The sequence below is a fragment of the Citrobacter sp. Cu096 genome (genome assembly GCF_030332285.1).
Lineage (GTDB): Bacteria > Pseudomonadota > Gammaproteobacteria > Enterobacterales > Enterobacteriaceae > Citrobacter > Citrobacter meridianamericanus.
The window spans coordinates 1,041,947-1,064,835 of the sequence record NZ_JAOWID010000030.1; the positions used below are offsets into that span (position 1 = coordinate 1,041,947).

General features: G+C 50.1%; 23 protein-coding genes. 16 read left to right on the top strand and 7 right to left on the bottom strand.

Going from position 1 to position 22,889, the window contains the following annotated elements:
• From sapD to OGX99_RS19370, 5 genes are all read right to left on the bottom strand, one after another.
• Entirely contained in the window at positions 1-993 is a 993-nt protein-coding gene (gene sapD / locus OGX99_RS19350) for a peptide ABC transporter ATP-binding protein SapD (protein ID WP_003020556.1), read from the bottom strand.
• The gene (gene sapC, locus OGX99_RS19355) at positions 993-1,883 is read right to left on the bottom strand and encodes a peptide ABC transporter permease SapC (RefSeq protein ID WP_016156640.1); all 891 of its coding nucleotides are present in this window, start codon (positions 1,881-1,883) and stop codon (positions 993-995) included. Before sapC ends, sapD begins: the two co-directional genes overlap by 1 nt.
• The gene (gene sapB / locus OGX99_RS19360; protein ID WP_151219352.1) at positions 1,870-2,835 is read right to left on the bottom strand and encodes a peptide ABC transporter permease SapB; all 966 of its coding nucleotides are present in this window, start codon (positions 2,833-2,835) and stop codon (positions 1,870-1,872) included. Before sapB ends, sapC begins: the two co-directional genes overlap by 14 nt.
• Positions 2,832-4,475, bottom strand: coding sequence for an ABC transporter substrate-binding protein SapA (gene sapA, locus OGX99_RS19365; protein ID WP_151219351.1), 1,644 nt, complete (start codon positions 4,473-4,475; stop codon positions 2,832-2,834). Before sapA ends, sapB begins: the two co-directional genes overlap by 4 nt.
• A gap of 340 nt (positions 4,476-4,815) precedes the next feature.
• Entirely contained in the window at positions 4,816-5,208 is a 393-nt protein-coding gene (locus OGX99_RS19370; RefSeq protein ID WP_286544726.1) for a YdeI family stress tolerance OB fold protein, read from the bottom strand.
• 359 nt (positions 5,209-5,567) lie between these two features.
• Here OGX99_RS19370 and OGX99_RS19375 point away from each other — a divergent pair, with 359 nt between their 5' ends.
• Positions 5,568-6,476 carry an SDR family oxidoreductase gene (locus OGX99_RS19375; protein WP_187252347.1) on the top strand — a complete coding sequence of 303 codons (909 nt, stop codon included), beginning with the start codon at positions 5,568-5,570 and terminating at the stop codon, positions 6,474-6,476.
• 91 nt (positions 6,477-6,567) lie between these two features.
• On the opposite strand, the gene OGX99_RS19380 is transcribed toward OGX99_RS19375, so the two are convergent.
• A complete protein-coding gene (locus OGX99_RS19380) occupies positions 6,568-7,212 on the bottom strand; it encodes a QnrB family quinolone resistance pentapeptide repeat protein (protein ID WP_286544729.1) in 645 nt (214 codons plus the stop codon).
• Between the two features lie 95 nt (positions 7,213-7,307).
• Positions 7,308-8,297, bottom strand: coding sequence for a phage shock protein operon transcriptional activator (gene pspF / locus OGX99_RS19385; protein WP_187252349.1), 990 nt, complete (start codon positions 8,295-8,297; stop codon positions 7,308-7,310).
• 155 nt (positions 8,298-8,452) lie between these two features.
• On the opposite strand from pspF, the gene pspA reads away from it, so the two are divergent.
• The 15 genes from pspA to OGX99_RS19460 all read left to right on the top strand — a co-directional run bounded on the left by pspA (position 8,453) and on the right by OGX99_RS19460 (position 22,864).
• On the top strand, positions 8,453-9,121 hold the full coding sequence (gene pspA / locus OGX99_RS19390) for a phage shock protein PspA (RefSeq protein WP_151219347.1): 669 nt from the start codon (positions 8,453-8,455) through the stop codon (positions 9,119-9,121).
• A gap of 54 nt (positions 9,122-9,175) precedes the next feature.
• Complete coding sequence (gene pspB / locus OGX99_RS19395; protein WP_151219346.1) at positions 9,176-9,400, top strand: envelope stress response membrane protein PspB; 225 nt, start codon at positions 9,176-9,178, stop codon at positions 9,398-9,400.
• Positions 9,400-9,759, top strand: a complete 360-nt coding sequence (gene pspC / locus OGX99_RS19400) for an envelope stress response membrane protein PspC (protein WP_286544734.1) — start codon at positions 9,400-9,402, stop codon at positions 9,757-9,759. Before pspB ends, pspC begins: the two co-directional genes overlap by 1 nt.
• Before the next feature lie 8 nt (positions 9,760-9,767).
• Entirely contained in the window at positions 9,768-9,998 is a 231-nt protein-coding gene (gene pspD, locus OGX99_RS19405; protein WP_151219344.1) for a phage shock protein PspD, read from the top strand.
• Positions 9,999-10,161: 163 nt separating this feature from the next.
• Entirely contained in the window at positions 10,162-11,868 is a 1,707-nt protein-coding gene (locus tag OGX99_RS19410) for a sugar phosphorylase (RefSeq protein WP_286544737.1), read from the top strand.
• Between the two features lie 16 nt (positions 11,869-11,884).
• Positions 11,885-13,177, top strand: coding sequence for an ABC transporter substrate-binding protein (locus OGX99_RS19415; protein ID WP_286544739.1), 1,293 nt, complete (start codon positions 11,885-11,887; stop codon positions 13,175-13,177).
• Between the two features lie 20 nt (positions 13,178-13,197).
• Complete coding sequence (locus OGX99_RS19420) at positions 13,198-14,079, top strand: carbohydrate ABC transporter permease (protein ID WP_151219342.1); 882 nt, start codon at positions 13,198-13,200, stop codon at positions 14,077-14,079.
• On the top strand, positions 14,066-14,908 hold the full coding sequence (locus OGX99_RS19425; protein WP_003020474.1) for a carbohydrate ABC transporter permease: 843 nt from the start codon (positions 14,066-14,068) through the stop codon (positions 14,906-14,908). The genes OGX99_RS19420 and OGX99_RS19425 overlap by 14 nt, the downstream gene beginning before the upstream one ends.
• Before the next feature lie 27 nt (positions 14,909-14,935).
• Positions 14,936-15,988, top strand: a complete 1,053-nt coding sequence (gene ycjQ / locus OGX99_RS19430) for a D-guloside 3-dehydrogenase (protein WP_151219341.1) — start codon at positions 14,936-14,938, stop codon at positions 15,986-15,988.
• Between the two features lie 16 nt (positions 15,989-16,004).
• Entirely contained in the window at positions 16,005-16,793 is a 789-nt protein-coding gene (gene ycjR, locus OGX99_RS19435; RefSeq protein WP_151225507.1) for a 3-dehydro-D-guloside 4-epimerase, read from the top strand.
• A 10-nt stretch (positions 16,794-16,803) separates the two neighbouring features.
• Positions 16,804-17,859 carry a D-glucoside 3-dehydrogenase gene (ycjS, locus tag OGX99_RS19440; protein WP_187259602.1) on the top strand — a complete coding sequence of 352 codons (1,056 nt, stop codon included), beginning with the start codon at positions 16,804-16,806 and terminating at the stop codon, positions 17,857-17,859.
• Positions 17,856-20,132, top strand: coding sequence for a glycoside hydrolase family 65 protein (locus tag OGX99_RS19445; RefSeq protein WP_286544744.1), 2,277 nt, complete (start codon positions 17,856-17,858; stop codon positions 20,130-20,132). The genes ycjS and OGX99_RS19445 overlap by 4 nt, the downstream gene beginning before the upstream one ends.
• Positions 20,129-20,797, top strand: coding sequence for a beta-phosphoglucomutase (gene pgmB / locus OGX99_RS19450; protein ID WP_151219338.1), 669 nt, complete (start codon positions 20,129-20,131; stop codon positions 20,795-20,797). The genes OGX99_RS19445 and pgmB overlap by 4 nt, the downstream gene beginning before the upstream one ends.
• Positions 20,798-20,807: 10 nt before the next feature.
• A complete protein-coding gene (locus tag OGX99_RS19455; RefSeq protein WP_286544747.1) occupies positions 20,808-21,890 on the top strand; it encodes an ABC transporter ATP-binding protein in 1,083 nt (360 codons plus the stop codon).
• Positions 21,891-21,958: 68 nt separating this feature from the next.
• Complete coding sequence (locus OGX99_RS19460; protein ID WP_286544749.1) at positions 21,959-22,864, top strand: OmpG family monomeric porin; 906 nt, start codon at positions 21,959-21,961, stop codon at positions 22,862-22,864.
• Positions 22,865-22,889: the final 25 nt, after the last annotated feature.

Genomic DNA, 22,889 nt, shown 5'->3' on the forward strand with positions numbered 1-22,889 from the left:
TCACTCTCTCTCCATATTCAGCGGGAAATGACAGGCGTAGAGATGATTCTTTGCTCCGGTCAGTCTTGGGGTTTCAATGCATTCGCGCTGAGCATAAGGGCAGCGTGGGCCCAGACGACAACCTATGGGTAATTGTTCTAACAATGGAATGGCTCCTGGCATGGTATTCAGGCGGCTTTTATGCGGCATTGCGCTACCAAAATCAGGAATGGCGCGAATTAACGCCTGGGTATAAGGATGGTGCGGAATGGTGACCAGATCTTTACTGGGCGCTGTTTCCACCGTTTGTCCGCAGTACATCACGTTGATTTTGTCTGCCCACTGGCTGAGCATTTGCAGGTCATGGCTTATCAACAAAATGGTGGTATTGCTATTTTGGTTTAGCCGCGTCAGCAGGCGGAAAATTTGCGCCTGGGTGGTGGGTTCCATCGCATTCGTCGGCTCATCGGCAATCAGCAAGCGCGGCTGGTTAGCCAATGCGATTGCGATCATCACTTTCTGGCATTCGCCGTCGGTAAGCTCATATGGGAAGCTGCGCATAGCATCTTTATGATCTTTTATTCCGACGCGGTGCAGGAGCTCAATTGCGCGGCGTTTGCGCCAGCCGATGCGCTGCCACCAGCGGCCTTTGTAAGTCCATGCCGGAATATTTTGCATTAGCTGTCGTCCGATACGCTCGGACGGATCGAGACACGACTGCGGTTCCTGAAAGATCATGGAAACGTTGTGGCCAACCAGCTTGCGTCGTTCACGGGCGGAAAGACGCAGCAGATCGATATCATCAAAGCGCATGCGGTCTGCGGTTACGCGCCAGTTATCTTTAGCAACGCCACAAATGGCTTTGGCGATCAGACTTTTGCCGGATCCAGACTCGCCGACCAGGCCGCGAATTTCACCTTCATTGAGGGTCATGCTGACGCGGTCAACCGCCTTCACCCAGTCGTCGCCGGTCCTGAATTCAATGGTCAGGTTGCGGATATCCAGTAATGGCATTATTCCACCCCCGCAATAATTGCGCGGCGTACGCCGTCACCCAGCAGGTTAACCAGCAGCACGCTTATCATAATCGCCGCGCCTGGCAGCATGACTGTCCACGGTGCGACATAAATCAACTCCAGCGCGTCGCCAAGCATGGCGCCCCATTCTGGTGATGGCAACTGCGCGCCAAGGTCGAGAAAACCCAGCGCGGCGATGTCCAGAATCGCCATCGACAGCGCACGGGTGATTTCAGTAATAAGCCCGGCGGTAATGTTGGGCAGAACGGCAAACCACAGGATATTGAGCGTAGTTGCGCCGTCCAGACGCGCGGCAATAACGTACTCTTTTTCCAGCTCGTCATGCACCATGCTGTAGACGGAGCGGACCATGCGCGGCAGTAATGCCAACCAGACGGCAAACATTGCATGCGTCAGATGCGGCCCGGCAAAGGCCACCACGATGATCGCCAGCAGCAGCGAAGGGATCGAGAGCAAGGTGTCCAGAATATGGTTTAGCACCGCTGAGCGCAAACCGTGCGTCGCACCGGCAACCACGCCCAGCAGCAGACCACACAGCGTGGCGGCGAGGGTGACGACAAACGCGCCACCAACGGTTGGGGCTGCTCCGCTGAGCAGGCGGCTTAGTACGTCACGCCCCAGATCGTCAGTTCCGAGGAAAAATGAGACTTCACCATAGCGCGACCATGAAGGCGGTAAAAGCTGATAACCGAGAAACTGCTGGTCGATGCCATAAGGCGCAAACCAACCACCAAAAATACACAGAATCGCCAATCCCGCGCAGCCATACAGGCCGATCATCGCCGTCGCATCGCCGTAGAAATTGCGCCAGGCGGTGCGCAGCGTACCCGGCGGGCGCTTTTCGCTGTAGACGCTATCGTAAGGCATACCATTCCTTATGTTTCAGAGGGTTAGCCATAGCACCCAAAATATCAGAGATGACGTTGACGATGATAACCAGTGAACCAATCACCATGACGCCCGCTGAAATCGCTGCGTAATCCTGCTGGCGAATCGCGTTAATCAGCCAACGGCCAAGGCCTGGCCAGCTAAAGACCATCTCGGTGATCATCGCCAGCGTCAGCATGGTCGAAAACTGTAATCCCAGGCGTGGGATCACCGGCGGAAGGGCATTGTGCAACACGTGGCGACGTAAAATCGTGAACCGCGACAGACCGCGCGTGGCAGCCGCTTTAACGTAGTTTTGATCAAAGACCTCAATGGTGCTGATACGCATCAGGCGAATCACTTCCGTGGTAGGGGCGACGGAAAGCGTTAACACCGGAAGCACCATGTGACGGATTGCGCTGATCAGCATTTCATCACGCCAGGGAGAGGTGGAGATCCACGCATCGATGATGGCAAATCCGGTAACGGGTTTCACTTCGTAGAGCAGATCAAACCGCCCTGAAACGGGAAGCCAGCCCAGGGTCAGTGAGAAGAGCAACGTCAGTAACAATGCCAGCCAAAAAACTGGAATGGAAAATCCCATCAACGCTAATGCACTGATACAACGGTCCTGCCATTTGTTGCGCGTGATACCAGCCAGCATGCCAACGGGGATGCCGACCATTAGCGCAAAACCAAAGGCCAGAATGCACAATTCCATCGTCGCCGGGAACACCTCCTTCAACTGTTCCGAGATCAACTGGCCGTTAATACTGGACACTCCAAAATCCCAGTGAATGAGGCCATTGAACCAGAACACCCAGGCATTCCACAGCGATGCGCCCTGTAACGGCGCATGAGGTGTGAAGTAGCTCAGGCTGAATCCAATAAAGGTCAGAAAGAACAAGGTGACCAGCAGCAACAAAAATCGACGCAGGGTGAAGATAATCATGGTTTTTTCACCTCATCCTTCTTTTCCCTGGAAACCCCGGCAAAAGAGGCATTGCCGAACGGGCTGAGCACCAGCCCTTTGATATCGTAGCGGTAAGCCTGTAGACGCAGTGAAGAGGCCAGCGGCAGGATCGGTAGTTCTTTCGCAAGAATATTTTGCGCTTCGTCATAGGCATCGATTCGCGATGATAGCTGCTGTGAAGAGAGGGCTTTGCGCAGAATGCGGTCAAACTCCGGATTACACCAGTGGGCGAAGTTGGTCTGCGAGTTGATGGCGGCGCAACTTAGCAACGGTCGGAAAAAACTGTCAGGATCGTTACTGTCCGTCGCCCAACCGGATAACGTCAGATCATGGTTCATATCCATTAATCGCGCCTCCTGAAAACGACCTTCTACCGGAATAATCTTCACTTTCACACCTACCTGAGCCATGTCTGCCTGAATCAGCTCGGCGGTTTTCAGTGGACTTGGGTTCCAGGCCTGAGAGCTGGTGGGAACCCAAAGCTCTAACGTCAGGTTCTCCAGCCCCAGCGCTTTTAACTGTTCGCGCGATTTTGCCGGGTTGTACTCTGTAATTTTAGCCTCGTTGTCATAAGCCCACGAGGCGCGAGGCAAAATAGATGCTGCAGTTTCTGCCGTTCCATAGTAGATGGACTGCATCAACCGTTGGTTGTTAATGGCCAGCGCCAGCGCATGCCGCACATCAGGGTTATTCAACGGCGGTTTATTGGTGTTGAATGCCAGATAGGCAATGTTCATGCCTGGGCGCAGCGTCAGGCGCAGGCGTGGGTCATCACGCAAAATGCTGAGCTGGCTGGCGGCAGGCCAAGCCAGAACGTCGCATTCTCCGGTCAGAAGTTTCGATAGACGTCCGGTGCCGCCGGAGCCAAGGTCCACAACCACCTGCGGCATCAGCGGAGTACCACGCCAGAATTTTTCATGGCGTTGCAGTCGAATATATTGCCCAGCGCGATTCTCAGAAAGCAGGTATGGGCCCGTGCCGACAGGTTGTCTGTCAAGCAGTTCCTGACGATCCTGTTTTGCCAGCTTAGCCGCATATTCTGCCGACATCACGGAGGCATAATGTGTGGCGAGATGCCATAAGAAGGAGGCATCAGGTTGTGTTAAGCGGAATTCGACGGTGTTGTTGTCCAGTTTGCGTACGCTTTGGACGTTATCGGCAAACTGTAGACTGTCAAAATAGGGGAAACTGCTACCGTTCACATTGTGCCACGGATGCTGGCGATCAAAGATTCGCTCGAAGGTAAATACCACGTCGTCCGCATTCAGTTTGCGGGTGGGGGTAAACCATGCGGTCTTCTGAAACTGTACGTCGCGACGCAGATGGAAGCGGTAAGTTGCGCCGTTATCCAGTACCTCCCAGCTTTCAGCCAGTTCAGGCACGAGTCGATATGTGTACGGGTCGACATCAAGCAGTCGGTCATACAATTGAGCCGCCAGCGTGTCGACGATCAGGCCGCTGCTCGCTTTTTGTGGATTGAAGGTATTGACCTGTCCGCTGACGCAATAGACGAAGCCGCTGTCACGAATATCAGCTTGCGAGGCCTGCTCAGGCGCAGCAACAGCCTGACCACTCAAAAATCCAGCCATCACGATCAGAGATGATAAAACCAGGCGCATAATTTTAAAGGGTTATTTTAAAAGAGGCTATCTTACTAATACTTAATGACATTTGCCATTACCGTTTGTGTTTGGGGACGTCAGGGGTGATAACCGCGAATTCAACCTCGCAACATGGTCAAAATTCATACCCACTATCCACTTTGAATATACTCTATTAACTATCTTAGCATTTTCATGACCCATCTGACTCGCTTAAACGTGGGATTCGCTGGCAGACAGAAAAATGTGAGGGGAGAGAGGGGGAGAAATGACCATGACGGGCAGAAGAGAGCATTAGCAAAACCGTGAGAATAATGAAAATCTACCGGGAAGAGTGGCTTCTTTCCCGGTTATTGCGTTACTTCTGGAGTTTATTTACTCGTATTACTGGTGGTTGCATTTTCGCGTCGAGACTACCGTTAATACTGATCATTTGATCGGGTTTAACCGTTCGACCATCGAAAACCGCGAGTGGAATTAAAGTATGGATACTGCCGGTTTTATCACGAAAGATAAATTTGTCTCCGCCTTGATCCTCGATGAGATTACCTCGCAGAGAAATGGTCGCACCATCATGCATAGTTTTGGCCTGTTCGACAGTCATGATTCTTGCATCTTCAGTCCCACGATAACCATCATCCAGAGCGTGGGATGGCGGTGGAGCAGTATCCTTTTTCAACCCGCCGATATCATCAGCAAGCGCTGGCGACAATAAAAAACAACACAATAATGGCGCTATGGATAATTTCATACGTTCTCCATTGTGAGAGGGTTAAGATATTAATTATGGTTGCTATTTATTAATAAAGCGAACTGGATAAGTCTCAAATGATAACGTGCAAATTAAATCTAACGCTGATGGGCGTGCTGAGATTAAAATGGTGATTTTTTATATAAATTTATGATTTATATCGATTTATTATTTTTGATATTAAACCTGGATTAATCTCATTGTGTACATTGAAGTCGTGATGCGGCTATAAATGCAGCGGTGTGTGGGAGCGAGAATTAATATTATGAGGAATTAGGTTTAGGTGAGTGATATAGGTCATGTCACTCATTTTGGTCTACGCTTATTAGTCTTTGTGATAATTAATGAGAGGTAATTGAATGGCTGACTTAAATAAGGAAAAAAAGACCATCAATAAAACTAATTCTGCGCGATTTCCGACGCCGCCTTTTCCACGGCAGCAACAACCCTTTCCTGGGCTGGCGGGGAAAATGCAACCGCGTCCCGACCATGGAGAAGACAGCTATCAGGGAAGCGGTCGCTTGAATGGGCGCAAGGTATTAATTACCGGTGGGGATTCGGGAATTGGTCGTGCTGTTGCTATTGCCTATGCTCGTGAAGGTGCTGATGTTGCGATCAACTATTTACCTGAAGAAGAAGACGATGCGCGTGAAGTAGTCGACCTGATAAAAAAAGCAGGCAGAAATGTTTTGGCTATCCCCGGAGATATCCGTGATGAAACTTTTTGCGGCAATCTGGTAAAACAGGCGGTAAAAGGACTGGGAGGGTTGGATATCCTCGTCAATAATGCGGGGCGTCAGCAATTTTGCGAGTCAATTGAGGAACTCACCACAGAAGATTTTGATGCAACATTCAAGACCAATGTCTACGCTATGTTTTGGATAACCAAAGCGGCTATACCCCATCTTTCACCAGACAGCGTGATAATTAATACCTCCTCGGTACAGGCTTATGAACCAAGTGAAATCCTGCTTGATTATGCTCAGACCAAGGCAGCGATCGTGGCATTTACTAAATCGCTGGCGAAACAACTGGCCCCGAAAGGGATACGGGTAAATGCTGTAGCGCCGGGACCATACTGGACTGTGCTGCAGTGCTGTGGTGGTCAACCCCAGGAAAAAGTGGAGAAATTTGGTGCAAATGCGCCGCTGGGTCGCCCTGGTCAACCGGTGGAGATTGCGCCGCTTTATGTCACTTTGGCCGCTGAAGAGAACAGCTATACATCCGGCCAGGTCTGGTGCTCTGATGGGGGGACAGGAACTCTTTGACGCTCATGCGCTCTGCGTTGAAAGTCACTTTTAAGGTGAGTGCGTACACCCTCGTATAAGGGCGGGAGCGGTACTTACCGCTACCTGAATGTTAACCAATCACAGCGATACCAAGCCGCTCCATCAGCAACGCGGCCTGGTAGCTGTCCAATTTGACACCTTGTAAATCGACGCCCCGAATATCTAAATTACCCAGTTCGGAATTGGTCAAATCACAATGCGTAAAATTTGCAGTCCGCCAGTCGAACGACGAAAACTCGCCGCCGGAGAGATCTGAACCACTGAAGGTCGCACCCAGCACCTGAGTTCCCATCCATCGGTTTTCCCACAATTCGCACTTTTCAAGCACGGCCTTCGAAAAGTTGGCGTAGCTTAGATTGGTATTAGTGATATATGCGCTGCAAAACCAGGTGCGCGTGGTGATCATATTCATAAAGCTTGCACTGCGAAAATCTGCACCCTGTGCGCGGCAGTGACGAATTTCAATGCCCAGCGCACTGGCGTTGCGAAAATCCGCCATTGATAAATCACAGCTTTTAAAAATGGCATCTTTCAGCATTGCGCGACTGAAATTGCACCCATTCTGGTTTTCTCGATCATAGAACTGACAGCCGATAAATTCAGTACCGCTAAGGTCGACGCCCGAAAAATCACAGTTTAAAAAAGTGCTATTTTCAACTTTTTCACCGGTGAAGCGATTTCTGTCAATTTTTTCGCCAATTAATGACAACGTCATAATCTGGTGCCTGTCTTTTTATACAGTGGAATGGCATGTTAAGCTGTTTTAACGTTATGCGTCAAACCATCCAATATCACGTAGAAAAAAGTAGATTAAATCTGGTGTTTCTTCAGCAAAGCGCGTAGCTGATGATAAGTCAAACCTAATAATTCAGCGGCTTTTTTCTGATTAAATTTTGCCTGCTGTAAGCTGGTCTGTAACAAGTCTTTTTCCTGCAGCCGCTGGAACTCACGCAGATCCAGCGGTAATGCAACAGATGCCGGTGTTGTTTCCGCTACCTGCGGCTGCGAAACGTGACGGCAGAAGGGGTCAATGATTATCTCATCCAATGGGAAATCGCTGGTACCGTGCCGGTATACGGAGCGCTCCACAACGTTTTTCAGTTCACGAATATTGCCCGGCCAGCGATAGTGGAGGAGGGTTTCTCTGGCCTCAGCGCTAAACCCAGGAAACAGGGGTAACCCGATCTCGCGGCACATCTGAATAGCGAAATGCTCGGCCATTAACATGATGTCGCTTTGACGCTCGCGTAACGGGGGCAGTTGCACCACGTCAAAGGCCAGACGATCCAGCAGATCTGCGCGGAAAGTGCCTTCGCTGACCATACGTGGCAGGTCTTCATTGGTCGCACAAACAAGGCGAACGTTAACCTGCAAGGGCTGGCTGCCGCCGACACGCTCCAGCTCGCCATATTCAATTACGCGCAGCAGTTTTTCCTGCACCAGCATTGGTGCGGTCGCCAGTTCATCAAGAAACAGCGTACCGCCATCAGCACGTTCGAAACGCCCTGGATGGCGTTTTTGCGCCCCGGTAAAAGCCCCTGCTTCGTGACCAAACAGTTCTGAATCCAGCAAGTTCTCGTTGAGGGCCGCGCAGTTAAGCGAGATAAACGGGCCTTGCCAACGGGTGGAGAGATAGTGCAGGCGGTTGGCGATAAGCTCTTTCCCAGTACCTCGCTCACCAATAACCAGTACAGGTTTATCCAGCGGTGCCAGATGAGAAACCTGCTCCAGTACTTCAATAAAGCTGTTTGCTTCGCCCAGTAGATTGTCTTTGTATCCTGCCATGATGAAATTCACCATTTGTTAGTGTTATTCACCAATTTACCCTAATTATCTCGTCAGGTAAAATTAGATATAATTATTAAAATCAATGCCTTAAAAAATTGGCACGCCAAGTGCATTACGTAAACAGCAGGGCATCGCCCGATATCAGAACAGTAAGTGAGGATTACATTATGGGTATTTTTTCTCGTTTTGCCGACATCGTGAACGCCAACATTAATGCGTTGCTGGAAAAGGCTGAAGATCCGCAGAAGCTGGTGCGGTTAATGATCCAGGAAATGGAAGATACCCTGGTTGAGGTGCGGTCAAACTCCGCCCGCGCACTGGCAGAAAAGAAACAATTATCTCGCCGTATCGAACAGGCGAGTGCACAACAGGCAGAGTGGCAGGAAAAAGCCGAGCTGGCGCTGCGCAAAGAGAAAGAAGATTTGGCGCGTTCTGCGTTAATCGAAAAGCAGAAACTGACCGACCTGATTGCTTCTCTCGAGCATGAGGTGACGCTGGTTGACGATACGCTGACGCGTATGAAAAAAGAGATCGGTGAGCTGGAAAATAAACTCAGTGAAACCCGGGCTCGTCAGCAGGCGTTAATGTTGCGCCATCAGGCGGCGAGTTCTTCCCGCGATGTTCGTCGTCAACTGGACAGCGGCAAGCTGGATGAAGCGATGGCGCGCTTTGAATCTTTCGAGCGACGTATCGATCATATGGAGGCTGAGGCTGAAAGTCATAACTTCGGCAAACAGAAGTCTCTGGATCAGCAATTTGCTGACCTGAAAGCAGATGATGAAATCAGCGAGCAGCTGGCGCAACTTAAAGCCAAAATGCAGCAAGACAAGCAATAATAACATCTGGCGGCGCCCGAACGCGCCGCCGCTCATCACCTGTAAGGAGTACTCATGAGCGCGCTATTTCTGGCTATCCCGTTAACCATCTTTGTGTTGTTTGTTTTACCGATTTGGCTCTGGCTGCATTACAGCAACCGTTCCAGTCGTGGCGAACTGTCGCAAAGTGAACAGCAACGTCTGGTCGAACTCAACGATGACGCACTGCGGATGCGCGAGCGCATTCAGGCGCTGGAAGACATCCTTGATGCTGAACATCCAAACTGGAGGGACCGCTAATGGGAGGCGTTAACCTGAACAAAAAACTGTGGCGTATTCCGCAGCGGGGCATGGTGAAGGGGGTTTGTGCTGGGATTGCGCATTATCTCGATGTGCCTGTGAAGCTGGTACGGATCCTGGTGGTGTTGTCAGTCTTTTTTGGTCTGGCTTTTTTTACCTTCGTCGCCTACATCGTGCTGACGTTTGTGTTGGACCCGATGCCGGACAATGTGGTTTCCGGCGAGCAGCAGCCTTCAAACGGTGAACTATTGGACGCTGTCGATCGTGAGCTGGCCGCAAGTGAAAAGCGTTTGCGTGAAATGGAGCGTTATGTGACGTCTGATACCTTTTCATTACGCAGCCGCTTCCGCCAACTGTGAGGTTAGAAATGAACAATCGCTGGCAACGTGCCGGGCAAAGGGTTAAGCCGGGCTTCAAAATAGCAGGTAAGCTGGTGCTTCTGACTGCGCTGCGCTACGGCCCGGCGGGGGTAGCAGGGTGGGCGGTGAAATCCGTCGCCCGACGCCCGCTAAAAATGCTGCTGGCGCTGATTCTGGAGCCGGTATTGAGTCGGGCTGCGGCAAAATTGTCGAAACGCTATTCAGGTAATCAAACCTGATATCTGAATCAGCAAAAGCAAGCAACAACTAATCAACATCCCCTCAGTTAATTTGCGGCAGCTCACAAATACGATTTTTTGGCTGCCAAATTTCTTTTATACCCCCCTCAGGAGTACCTCGGCTGATTGACAGCTTATTTTCGTCAGAGTAGTCTCTTGAATCATGGGACCGCTACCACGGAAATCAAAAGTGAATCAAAAGATCCAAAAGTGCCTGACTGAAGTTTATGGTGATGCATTGACTTCATGTCACTATCAAGCGCTGGTTGCACGTTTAGAAAAATCACAGAAATTAATTAAAAAAAAGCGTAAAACGCATTGGGACGAGGGTGATGTTGTTCTTATTACCTATGCCGATCAATTCCACGGGGCTGATCAGAAACCGCTGCCGACGTTTAATCAGTTTTATAATAAATGGCTTAAGTCGACATTTTCTCATGTGCATTTGTTGCCATTCTATCCGTGGTCTTCGGACGATGGCTTTTCGGTGATTAATTATCATCAGGTTGCTGAAGAGACCGGTGACTGGAATGATATTAAGCAACTGGATGAATCCAGTCGACTGATGTTTGATTTTGTTTGTAACCATATGTCAGCCAAAAGTGAATGGTTTAATAACTATTTGCAACAGCTTGACGGTTATGAGGATTTCTTTATTGCAATGGATCCTGAAATGGACCTGAGCAACGTAACGCGTCCACGCGCATTACCGTTACTGACACCTTTTACGCTGAAAGATAATACCGTGCGCCATTTATGGACGACGTTCAGCGACGACCAGATCGATCTCAACTATGCCAATCCGTTGGTGTTATTGGCGATGGTCGATGTGCTGCTGAGTTATCTTGAGCAGGGCGCGGATTATGTCCGCCTGGATGCGGTTGGTTTTATGTGGAAAGAGCCGGGGACGACCTGTATTCATCTGGATAAAACGCATCAGCTTATTAAACTGTTCCGCGCGATTGCAGAAGTCGCTGCACCGGGTACGGCGATCATTACTGAAACGAACGTTCCGCATAAGGATAACGTGTCTTACTACGGTAACGGTCATGATGAGGCGCACATGGTGTACCAATTCTCGCTGCCTCCGCTGGTGCTGCATGCGGTACAACGCCAGGATACGACAACTTTATGTCAGTGGGCACAATCACTGGAACTCCCCTCCAGGGAGACGACCTGGTTTAATTTCCTTGCATCACATGATGGTATTGGTCTCAACCCATTACGGGGTCTGTTACCTGAAGATGAAATCACGCAACTGGTGACAAAATTACAGCAGGAAGGCGCGCTGGTTAACTGGAAAAATAATCCTGATGGTAGCCGCAGTCCGTATGAAATTAACGTGACATATCTGGATGCGCTAACGCCTGGTAATTGCAGTGATGCCGAACGGTTCTCCCGATTTATTCTCGCACATGCCATTTTGCTGAGTTTTCCGGGCATACCTGCGGTTTATATTCAAAGCATTCTTGGATCACGAAATGACTATGAAGGGGTGGAAATATTAGGGTACAACCGTGCGATTAATCGTAAAAAATATTCGGTAAGACAAATAGAAGCAGAGTTGAAAGATGAAACCAGTTTGCGCCATGCTGTTTATTATGAATTATCCAGATTAATCGTCATTCGCCGTAATAATAAAGCCTTTCATCCTGATAGTGATTTTCAAATTATTAGTGTTACACCGGCAGTAATGCTAATTAAACGTACGGCAGATACAGGCGAAAAAATTACCGGGGTATTTAATGTCAGCGATCATACTCAAACCATTAGTATTGATATTGAAAATGGATTTGATTTGATTAGCGATAAAGCTATTTCGGGTAAGGAATTAACGTTGCACGCCTGGCAGGTCATGTGGGTTAAGTAATAAAAAGGAACATTTCATGTTTAAAGCTAAAATTGTGCTGATTTCAGCACTGGTTTCCTGCGCCCTGGTTTCCGGGTGCAAGGATGATAAAAAGTCCTCTGTCGCGATTGAATTTATGCACTCCTCTGTAGAGCAGGAGCGTCAGGCGGTTATTGCGAAACTGATTGAGCGTTTTGAAAAAGAGAACCCGGGCATCAGTGTCAAACAGGTTCCAGTGGAAGAAGATGCTTACAACACCAAAGTCATTACCCTGGCGCGCAGCGGTTCATTGCCTGAAGTGATTGAAACCAGCCATGACTACGCGAAAGTTATGGATAAAGAATCCCTTATCGATCGTAAAGCGGTGGCGCAAGTCATCAACGGCGTAGGTGAAGATGCTTTTTATGATGGCGTTCTGCGTATAGTGCGCACTGAAGACGGAACTGCATGGACCGGAGTTCCGGTCAGCGCCTGGATTGGCGGGATCTGGTATCGCAAAGATGTGCTGGCTAAAGCCGGACTTCAGGAACCCAAAGACTGGCAGCAACTACTGGAAGCGGCGCAGAAGCTCAATAATCCTGGCAGTAAGAAATACGGTATTGCGCTGCCTACGGCGGAAAGCGTTTTGACCGAACAGTCATTCTCCCAGTTCGCGCTTTCTAACCAGGCCAACGTTTTTGATGGGCAGGGAAAGATAACGCTCGACACGCCTGAGATGACCCAGGCGCTGCAGTATTACCGCCAACTTGCCATGAACACTATGCCGGGCTCTAACGACATCATGGAAGTTAAAGACGCTTTCATGAACGGCACGGCGCCGATGGCGATTTACTCTACCTATATCCTTCCGGCGGTGATTAAAGAGGGCGATCCTAAAAATGTCGGCTTTATGGTCCCGACAGAAAAAACTTCCGCTGTTTACGGCATGTTGACGTCGCTAACCATTACCGCGGGCCAAAAATCTGAAGAAACAGAAGCAGCAGAGAAATTTGTCATCTTTATGGAACAGGCCGACAACATTGCGGACTGGGTCATGATGTCGCCAGGGGCCGCGCTGCCGGTCAACAAAGCGGTGGTGAATACCCCGACATGGAAAGATAACACTGTCATCAAAGCGCTGGGTGAATTACCCGATCAACTGATTGCCGAACTGCCATATATTCAGGTCTTTGGCGCCGTGGGTGATAAGAACTTTACCCGCATGGGCGACGTAACCGGCTCGGGTGTCGTGAGTACCATGGTGCACAACGTGACGGTAGGAAAAGCTGACCTTTCATCGACTATCAAGGCAAGCCAGACAAAACTGGATGACCTTATTGAACAGCGCTAATGGGGAAATGGAAAGCCGTGATGAATAAGTTCTTTTCAGGCCGATCCGATATGCCATTCGCCATGCTGCTGCTGGCCCCTAGCTTGCTGTTGCTGGGCGGTTTAGTGGCGTGGCCGATGATATCTAACATCGAAATCAGCTTTATGCGTCTGCCGCTGAATCCGCAAATCGAGTCAACGTTTGTCGGCCTGAGCAACTATATCCGTATCTTATCCGATCCTGGATTCTGGCATTCACTGTGGATGACGGTCTGGTATACCGCGCTGGTCGTGGCAGGGAGCACGATACTGGGACTGGGCGTGGCGATGTTCTTTAACCGTGAGTTTCGTCTGCGGAAAACGGCGCGCTCACTGGTCATCCTCTCTTACGTAACGCCATCAATATCGCTGGTGTTTGCCTGGAAATACATGTTCAACAACGGCTACGGCATTGTGAACTACCTCGGCGTGGATCTGTTGCATCTTTACGATCAGGCGCCGCTGTGGTTCGACAATCCCGGTAGCAGCTTTGCGCTGGTCGTACTGTTCGCTATCTGGCGCTATTTTCCGTATGCCTTTATTTCGTTTCTGGCGATTTTGCAGACTATAGATAAATCGTTATATGAGGCAGCGGAAATGGATGGCGCGAACGCCTGGCAACGGTTTCGTATCGTCACGTTACCAGCGATTATGCCCGTGCTGGCGACCGTGGTGACGCTGCGCACGATCTGGATGTTCTACATGTTCGCCGATGTTTATCTGCTGACCACGAAAGTCGATATTCTCGGGGTCTATCTCTATAAAACAGCGTTTGCATTTAATGACTTAGGTAAAGCGGCCGCGATCTCTGTTGTCCTATTCGTCATCATTTTCGCTGTTATCCTGCTGACCAGAAAACGGGTGAACCTCAATGGCAACAAATAAGCGCACGCTTGGCCGCATTGGCTTTTACTGTGGATTAATTGTCTTCCTGGGCATCACGTTATTTCCATTTTTTGTGATGCTGATGACTTCATTTAAAAGCGCAAAAGAGGCGATCTCGCTGCATCCAACGCTGTTACCGCAGCAATGGACGCTGGAACATTACATCGACATCTTCAACCCGATGATTTTCCCGTTTGTTGACTACTTCCGTAATAGCCTGGTGGTATCGGTGACTTCTTCTGTGGTGGCGGTGTTTCTCGGTGTGCTTGGCGCGTATGCGCTTTCCCGCCTGCGTTTTAAGGGACGGATGACCATCAATGCCAGCTTTTACACGGTGTACATGTTTTCAGGGATCCTGCTGGTAGTGCCGCTATTCAAAATCATTACGGCTCTTGGCATCTATGACACTGAAATGGCGCTAATTATCACTATGGTTACCCAGACGTTGCCGACAGCGGTATTCATGCTGAAAAGCTACTTCGACACCATTCCGGATGAGATAGAAGAGGCCGCGATGATGGATGGGTTGAACCGTCTGCAGATCATCTTTCGTATTACCGTGCCGTTGGCAATGTCTGGTCTGGTTTCGGTCTTTGTGTACTGCTTTATGGTGGCGTGGAATGACTACCTGTTTGCTTCGATTTTCCTTTCCAGCGCCAGCAATTTTACCTTACCGGTCGGTCTGAACGCGCTGTTCAGTACACCTGACTATATCTGGGGACGCATGATGGCTGCATCGTTAGTCACCGCATTGCCGGTGGTCATTATGTATGCGCTTTCCGAACGTTTTATTAAAAGTGGTTTGACCGCTGGCGGCGTGAAAGGTTAAGCGGCCAGTTTAATTAAGGAGTTGTAAATGAAGAAGTTAGTTGCCACAGAACCGCGCGTTGCAGCGCTGGTGGAATATGAAGACAGAGCGGTATCCGCCAATGAAGTTAAAGTTCGCGTTAAATTTGGCGCGCCGAAACATGGCACGGAAGTGGTCGATTTTCGCGCAGCCAGCCCGTTTATTGACGAAGATTTTAACGGTGAATGGCAAATGTTTATGCCGCGTCCGGAAGGGGCACCGCGCGGGATCGAATTCGGTAAATTCCAGCTTGGCAATATGGTGGTGGGCGATGTTATTGAGTGTGGCAGCGATGTGACCGAATACGCCGTTGGCGATTCAGTTTGCGGCTACGGTCCGCTGTCGGAAACAGTCATCATCAACGCGGTGAATAACTATAAGCTGCGTAAAATGCCGCAGGGCAGCTCGTGGAAAAACGCCGTCTGCTATGACCCGGCCCAGTTCGCCATGAGCGGCGTGCGCGACGCCAATGTGCGCGTTGGTGACTTTGTGGTCATCGTGGGCTTAGGGGCAATTGGTCAAATAGCCGTGCAACTGGCCAAAAAAGCGGGCGCGTCGGTAGTGATCGGCGTAGATCCTATTGAACATCGCTGTGATATCGCTCGCCGTCATGGCGCGGACTTCTGCCTGAACCCGATCGGTACCGACGTAGGTAAAGAGATTAAAACGCTGACCGGCAAGCAGGGCGCGGATGTGATCATCGAAACCAGCGGCTATGCGGATGCGTTGCAGTCGGCGTTACGCGGTCTGGCCTATGGTGGCACCATTTCTTATGTCGCTTTTGCCAAGCCTTTTGCAGAAGGCTTCAACCTTGGCCGTGAAGCGCACTTTAACAACGCCAAAATTGTCTTCTCCCGCGCCTGCAGTGAACCGAATCCAGATTATCCGCGCTGGAGCCGCAAGCGCATCGAGGAAACCTGTTGGGAACTGTTGATGAACGGTTACCTGAACTGTGAAGAACTGATCGACCCGGTTGTGACTTTTGCCAGCAGCCCGGAAAGCTATATGCAGTATGTCGATCGCCATCCGGAAAAGAGCATCAAAATGGGTGTGACGTTTTAATTAAGGAATGCAGAAAATGAAAATTGGAACACAGAATCAGGCTTTTTTTCCGGAAAATATTCTCGAGAAATTCCGTTACATCAAAGAGATGGGGTTTGACGGTTTTGAAATTGACGGCAAATTGCTGGTTAATAACCTTGCGGAAGTAAAAGCGGCGATCAAAGAAACGGGTCTTCCCGTCACCACAGCCTGTGGAGGTTATGACGGCTGGATTGGTGATTTTATCGAAGAGCGTCGCTTGAACGGTTTACAGCAGATCACTCACATTCTCGAAGCACTGGCCGAAGTCGGTGGGCAAGGCATTATTGTCCCGGCTGCATGGGGCATGTTTACCTTCCGCTTACCGCCGATGACCTCACCGCGTAGCCTTGCGGGCGATCGTAAAGCCGTCAGTGATTCATTGATTTACCTCGATAACGTTGCCGGGCGTACGGGGACGGTGGTGTATCTGGAGCCGCTCAACCGCTATCAGGATCATATGATCAACACTCTGGCGGATGCCCGTCGCTATATCGTGGAAAATAATCTGAAGCATGTGCAAATCATTGGTGATTTTTACCATATGAATATCGAAGAAGACGATATGGCACAGGCGCTACATGACAATCGCGATCTGCTGGGTCACGTCCATATTGCGGATAACCATCGTTATCAGCCGGGAAGCGGTACGCTGGATTTCACTGCACTGTTTGACCAGTTACGTGAAGATAATTATCAGGGCTACGTTGTGTACGAAGGGCGCGTACGAGCAGAGAATCTGCCGGAAGCGTATCGTCAGTCACTGGCCTGGCTGCGTACCTGCTAAGAGGATTTCCGTGAAAAGTGCACTGACAAGCTCTCCGCTTCGTGTCGCCATTATCGGCACCGGGCAGGTGGCGGATAAAGTTCATGCTTCGTACTACTGCACCCGCAACGATCTGGAACTGGTGGCTGTCTGTGACAGCCGCCTGGCACAGGCGCGGCTGTTTGCAGAGAAATACGGGAATCCGCAGGTTTGGGACGATCCCCAGACGATGTTACGCGAGGCAAGACCAGATATCGTCAGTATCTGTTCGCCCAATCGTTTTCATTATGAACACACCATGTTGGCATTGAACGCTGGATGCCATGTGATGTGCGAGAAACCTCCGGCAATGACGCCAGACGAGGCGTTGGAAATGTGTAAAACGGCGCGTCGGGTAGGGAAAGTGCTGGCTTATGATTTTCATCATCGTTTTGCGCTGGATACGCAACTACTTCGTGAGCAGGTGATGGCCGGTATTCTGGGTGAAATCTATGTCACCAATGTCCGCGCTTTGCGCCGCTGCGGCGTGCCCGGCTGGGGAGTGTTTACCAATAAAGAACTGCAGGGCGGTGGACCGCTGATTGATCTCGGTATTCATATGTTGGATGCCGCCATGTATGTGCTGGGGTTCCCGGCGGTAAAGCGTGTTAACGCGCACAGCTTTCAACGTATTGGAACGCGTAAAAACAGTGGGCAGTTTGGGAAATGGGATCCCACGGCGTATACCGTGGAGGATTCTTTGTTCGGCACGATTGAATTTCATAACGGCGGTATCCTGCGCCTGGAAACCTCTTTCGCGCTGAATATTCCTGAACAATCGATTATGAACGTTAATTTCTGCGGCGATTTGGCGGGGGCGACGTTATTCCCGGCCCAGGTTTACACCGACCGTGATGGTACGCTTGACGTGCTGCTTGCGCGCGAAATGGCCGACGACAACCGTCATTATCGCAGCATGGAAGCCTTCGTTAACCATGTCCAGGGCGAGCCTGTCACTATTGCTGACGCAGAGCAGGGCGTCGTTATTCAACAACTGGTTGCCGCACTGTATCAATCGGCTGAAACAGGGACCTACGTAGACTTATGACGAAGCCAGTAAAGTTAACTGAACCAGTTTTTTGCCCACACAATCTGAATAAATATGCGTCACTTATGACGATCGGTAATGGCTATATGGGGATCCGCGCCAGCCACGAGGAAGCTTACACTTTACAGACGCGCGGTATGTACCTTGCAGGTCTTTATCACCGGGCAGGTAAAGGCGAAATTAATGAACTGGTTAATCTTCCGGATGTGGTGGGGGTAGAGATTTCACTCAATGGTGAGATTTTCTCGCTAACCAGCGGCGTGATTGAAAGCTGGCATCGTGAACTGGATTTTTCCTGCGGGGAAGTTCGCCGTGAGCTTATCTGGTGTGCATCTGATGGGGCGCGTTTTGCCATTGAGAGCCGGCGTTTTGCCTCGGCCCAGAAACTGCCATTGTTGGCGATGGAAATCGTCATTACGCCTCTGGATGCCGATGCCTGCATTGGTATCTCGACCGGTATTGATGCCACGATCACCAATCATGGTCGCCAGCATCTGGATGAAACGCAGGTCCGGGTCTTTGGACAGCATCTTATGCAAGGGATTTACACCACCCAGGATAATCGTAATGACATCGCTATCACCACATATTGCGATGTAGATGGCGCAGCGCAGCGTTGCTTCACTGCGAAAGAACGTCGCTTATTACAACACAACACCGTGCAGGCGCAAGCCGGGCAGCACGTCACGCTGACGAAAATGAGTTGGGTTGACTGGACGAGCGAACGCAACCTGTCGCTTGAGACCTGGGGACGCCAGTCGTTGCGTAACATTGAAGAATGCGCGCAACAGGGATATGACGCTCTGTTGGCTGAGTCGAGCACCAACTGGCATGCCTGGTGGCAAAGCCGTCGTGTTCAGATTACCAGTACTGATATCAGCGATCAGCAGGCACTGGACTATGCGCTCTATCATCTGCGTGTGATGACCCCAGACCACGATGAGCGCAGCAGTATCGCGGCCAAAGGTCTGACGGGCGAAGGGTATAAAGGGCATATCTTCTGGGATACTGAGGTCTTTTTGTTACCATTTCACCTGTTTACCGAACCGAAAACCGCGAGAAGTCTATTGCGTTACCGCTGGCATAATCTGCCGGGGGCGCGTGAGAAAGCCCGTCGCAACGGTTGGCAGGGCGCGCTGTTCCCGTGGGAGAGCGCTCGCAGCGGTGATGAGGAAACGCCTGAATTCGCGGCGATCAACATCCGTACCGGGTTGCGGCAAAAAGTGGCCTCCGCACAGGCTGAACATCACCTCGTGGCGGATGTGGCCTGGGCGGTAATCCATTACTGGCATGCCACCGGGGATCTAAACTTCATGACACGTGAGGGCATGACGCTGCTGCTGGAAACGGCGAAGTTCTGGATTAGCAGGGCTGTCATGATTAATGGTCGTTTAGAGATCCACGATGTGATTGGCCCGGATGAATACACTGAGCATGTGAACAACAATGCGTTCACCAACTACATGGCCTGGTACAACGTAGAGCAGGCGCTGGGTTTTGCCCGTAGATTCGGGTATAGCGATGAAACGTTTATTTATCGTGCAGAACATTTTTTACAGCATCTGTGGCGACCGGAAGTGCAGCCCGATGGCGTGCTGCCTCAGGATGATACGTTCCTGCGCAAACCGGCTATCGATCTGACGCAGTACAAAGCCCTGGCGGGCAAGCAGACGATTTTGCTCGATTACTCCCGCGCGGAAGTCAATGAGATGCAAATTCTCAAACAGGCCGATGTCGTGATGCTGACCTACATGTTGCCAGAGCAATTTAGTCTGCAAACGTGTCTGGCAAATCTGCGTTTTTACGAGCCGCGCACAATTCATGACTCCTCTTTGAGTAAGGCGATCCATGGGATTGTGGCTGCGCGTTGTGGTGATTCGGCTCAGGGGTATCGGTTCTGGCGAGAAGGATCGCTGATCGATCTCGGAGAGGCACCACATAGCTGCGATGACGGTATTCATGCAGCAGCGACGGGGGCCATCTGGCTGGGGGCAATCCAGGGATTTGCTGGTGTGAACGTGCGTTACGGGGAGTTACATCTTGCGCCAGTATTACCTGCTCACTGGCAGAGGCTCTCTTTTCCGCTGCGTTGGCAGGGCTCCACTCTGCAGATAACTATCAATGATGCCGAAATCCGTATTCACAGCACTGAGCAGATTACCCTTTGGGTCAATGGCGAAAAAGTCTCGTTGCAAGGAGAGACCGTATTCAGCAATAGCGGCATCATTTCGCCTACGCATGGGACCGCTACCACGGAAGGGGGCGATGAATGATCTTCAAACCACAGGCCATCATTTTTGATTTAGATGGCGTGATTACCGACACTGCACATCTGCATTTTCTCGCCTGGCGACAGGTAGCTGATGAAATAGGAATTGAGATCGACGAAGCATTTAATGCCAGCCTGAAAGGGATTAGTCGCGGCGAATCGCTACAGCGTATTTTGCAATATGGCGGGAAAGCGGGGGCGTTTTCTCCTGAAGCCTGCGCACAATTGGCCGAGAGAAAAAACAGACTCTACGTCCATTCTTTGCGCCAGCTAACGGTTAACTCAGTATTACCGGGAATTCGTGAGCTGTTGATGACGTTGCGTGAACAGCAGATTCCGGTGGGACTAGCTTCTGTATCGCTTAATGCTCCCGCTATTTTACACGCGCTTGATCTTAGCTCTTATTTTGATTTTTGTGCGGATGCGGCGCTGATCACCCGCTCAAAACCGGATCCGGAAATTTTCCTGGCAGCCTGTGCGGGGCTTGGCGTTGACCCGCGGCAGTGTATTGGCATAGAAGATGCTCAAGCGGGAATTGAGGCGATCAATGCTTGCGGCATGCTTTCTGTTGGCATCGGTACAGGGCTGAACGAGGCAGGCTTGCAGCTTCCTGCAACCGAATTTCTGACGTGGCCGTGCTTATCGGCTTTCTGGCAACACGACAAGTAAAGGATTCAACATGGCACAGCTTTCGTTGCAACACATCCAAAAAATATACGGTAACCAGGTGCATGTCGTTAAAGACTTTAATCTGGAAATTGAAGATAAAGAATTCATTGTTTTTGTTGGCCCTTCCGGATGTGGGAAGTCAACAACGCTGCGTATGATCGCCGGTCTGGAGGAGATCAGCGGTGGCGATCTGCTGATTGACGGTAAGCGGATGAACGATGTGCCGGCCAAATCACGCAACATAGCAATGGTTTTTCAGAACTACGCGTTGTACCCGCACATGACCGTGTATGACAACATGGCGTTTGGCCTTAAAATGCAGAAAATTTCGCCTGCCGTAATTGAGGAACGCGTCAATTGGGCGGCGCAAATCCTTGGTCTTCGCGATTATCTGCAGCGTAAACCCGGTGCATTATCTGGTGGCCAGCGTCAGCGCGTGGCGCTGGGGCGTGCAATTGTTCGCGAGGCGGGGGTTTTCCTGATGGATGAACCCTTATCGAATCTCGATGCCAAACTTCGCGTTCAGATGCGGGCAGAAATTAGCAAACTGCATCAGAAACTCAATACCACCATGATATATGTTACCCACGATCAAACCGAAGCCATGACCATGGCGACGCGTATTGTGATTATGAAGGATGGCATAGTTCAACAGGTTGGTGCACCAAAAACGGTTTATAACCACCCAGCAAATATGTTTGTTGCCGGTTTTATTGGTTCACCTGCAATGAACTTTATTCGTGGTGCGATTGACGGAAATAAGTTTGTTACTGAAACACTGAAGTTAACGATTCCAGAAATTAAATTGGCAAAATTAAAAGCACAGGGCTATGAGCATCAGGCGGTCACGCTGGGTATTCGCCCTGAGGATATACATCCGCAGATTGAAAATGAAAATAGTGTATTGGCAAAAATTAGCGTTGCAGAACTCACCGGCGCTGAATTTATGCTTTATACCGTTGTTGGGGGGCATGAGTTGGTGGTCCGTGCCGGTGCAGTTAATGATTATCACGCAGGAGAAAACATCACAATTCATTTTGATATGGCGAAATGCCATTTCTTTGATGCTGAAACTGAAGTGGCTATTCAATAAAATTCCGGGGGGATAAAAATCCCCCAACCCTTGGGGCATTTTTGCGAGTATTTTAACAAGGAATAATAATGAAAACCCTACTGTCCGCGACTGCGCTGATAATCAGCGCAGGAATGGCCTGCGCGCAGGCTGCTGAAAAGAATGACTGGCACTTTAATATCGGTGCTATGTACGAAATAGAAAACGTTGAAGGTCAGGGCGAAGATATGGATGGACTTGCTGAGCCGTCCGTCTATTTCAATGCGTCCAATGGACCGTGGAAAATATCGCTGGCCTATTATCAGGAAGGACCGGTTGATTACAGCGAGGGCAAACGTGGGACCTGGTTTGATCGCCCGGAACTCGAAGTCCGTTATCAGTTCCTCGAAAGCGACGATGTTAATTTCGGTTTGACCGGTGGTTTCCGTAATTACGGTTATCACTATGTCAATGAACCGGGAAAAGATACCGCCAATATGCAGCGTTGGAAAGTTCAGCCGGACTGGGATGTTAAATTGACCGACGATCTGCGTTTTAGTGGCTGGCTGGCGATGTATCAATTCGTCAATGATTTGAGCACTACGGGTTACGCCGATAGTCGTGCCGAGAGTGAGACTGGGCTGAATTATACGTTTAACGAAACGGTGGGCTTAACGGTTAACTATTATCTTGAACGCGGTTTCAATCTGGCTGATTCACGTAATAATGGTGAGTTCTCAACCCAGGAAATTCGTGCTTATTTGCCGCTGTCTTTCGGCAATAAGACTCTGACACCGTATACTCGTATAGGGCTTGATCGCTGGTCAAACTGGGACTGGCAGGACGATCCGGAACGCGAAGGTCATGATTTTAATCGTCTTGGTTTATTGTATGCCTATGATTTCCAGAACGGTTTATCCATGTCACTGGAATATGCTTATGAGTGGGAAGATCATGACGAAGGTGAAAGTGACAGATTCCATTATGCTGGTGTAGGTGTGAATTACGCATTCTAAAATGTACTGGGGCATTTAATGCCCC

What these genes read in the sequence shown, in the direction of transcription:
- sapD (WP_003020556.1), bottom strand. Translation starts at nt 993, where the DNA reads ATGCCATTACTGGATATCCGCAACCTGACCATTGAATTCAGGACCGGC.
- sapC (WP_016156640.1), bottom strand. Translation starts at nt 1,883, where the DNA reads ATGCCTTACGATAGCGTCTACAGCGAAAAGCGCCCGCCGGGTACGCTG.
- sapB (WP_151219352.1), bottom strand. Translation starts at nt 2,835, where the DNA reads ATGATTATCTTCACCCTGCGTCGATTTTTGTTGCTGCTGGTCACCTTG.
- sapA (WP_151219351.1), bottom strand. Translation starts at nt 4,475, where the DNA reads ATGCGCCTGGTTTTATCATCTCTGATCGTGATGGCTGGATTTTTGAGT.
- OGX99_RS19370 (WP_286544726.1), bottom strand. Translation starts at nt 5,208, where the DNA reads ATGAAATTATCCATAGCGCCATTATTGTGTTGTTTTTTATTGTCGCCA.
- OGX99_RS19375 (WP_187252347.1), top strand. Translation starts at nt 5,568, where the DNA reads ATGGCTGACTTAAATAAGGAAAAAAAGACCATCAATAAAACTAATTCT.
- OGX99_RS19380 (WP_286544729.1), bottom strand. Translation starts at nt 7,212, where the DNA reads ATGACGTTGTCATTAATTGGCGAAAAAATTGACAGAAATCGCTTCACC.
- pspF (WP_187252349.1), bottom strand. Translation starts at nt 8,297, where the DNA reads ATGGTGAATTTCATCATGGCAGGATACAAAGACAATCTACTGGGCGAA.
- pspA (WP_151219347.1), top strand. Translation starts at nt 8,453, where the DNA reads ATGGGTATTTTTTCTCGTTTTGCCGACATCGTGAACGCCAACATTAAT.
- pspB (WP_151219346.1), top strand. Translation starts at nt 9,176, where the DNA reads ATGAGCGCGCTATTTCTGGCTATCCCGTTAACCATCTTTGTGTTGTTT.
- pspC (WP_286544734.1), top strand. Translation starts at nt 9,400, where the DNA reads ATGGGAGGCGTTAACCTGAACAAAAAACTGTGGCGTATTCCGCAGCGG.
- pspD (WP_151219344.1), top strand. Translation starts at nt 9,768, where the DNA reads ATGAACAATCGCTGGCAACGTGCCGGGCAAAGGGTTAAGCCGGGCTTC.
- OGX99_RS19410 (WP_286544737.1), top strand. Translation starts at nt 10,162, where the DNA reads ATGGGACCGCTACCACGGAAATCAAAAGTGAATCAAAAGATCCAAAAG.
- OGX99_RS19415 (WP_286544739.1), top strand. Translation starts at nt 11,885, where the DNA reads ATGTTTAAAGCTAAAATTGTGCTGATTTCAGCACTGGTTTCCTGCGCC.
- OGX99_RS19420 (WP_151219342.1), top strand. Translation starts at nt 13,198, where the DNA reads ATGAATAAGTTCTTTTCAGGCCGATCCGATATGCCATTCGCCATGCTG.
- OGX99_RS19425 (WP_003020474.1), top strand. Translation starts at nt 14,066, where the DNA reads ATGGCAACAAATAAGCGCACGCTTGGCCGCATTGGCTTTTACTGTGGA.
- ycjQ (WP_151219341.1), top strand. Translation starts at nt 14,936, where the DNA reads ATGAAGAAGTTAGTTGCCACAGAACCGCGCGTTGCAGCGCTGGTGGAA.
- ycjR (WP_151225507.1), top strand. Translation starts at nt 16,005, where the DNA reads ATGAAAATTGGAACACAGAATCAGGCTTTTTTTCCGGAAAATATTCTC.
- OGX99_RS19445 (WP_286544744.1), top strand. Translation starts at nt 17,856, where the DNA reads ATGACGAAGCCAGTAAAGTTAACTGAACCAGTTTTTTGCCCACACAAT.
- pgmB (WP_151219338.1), top strand. Translation starts at nt 20,129, where the DNA reads ATGATCTTCAAACCACAGGCCATCATTTTTGATTTAGATGGCGTGATT.
- OGX99_RS19455 (WP_286544747.1), top strand. Translation starts at nt 20,808, where the DNA reads ATGGCACAGCTTTCGTTGCAACACATCCAAAAAATATACGGTAACCAG.
- OGX99_RS19460 (WP_286544749.1), top strand. Translation starts at nt 21,959, where the DNA reads ATGAAAACCCTACTGTCCGCGACTGCGCTGATAATCAGCGCAGGAATG.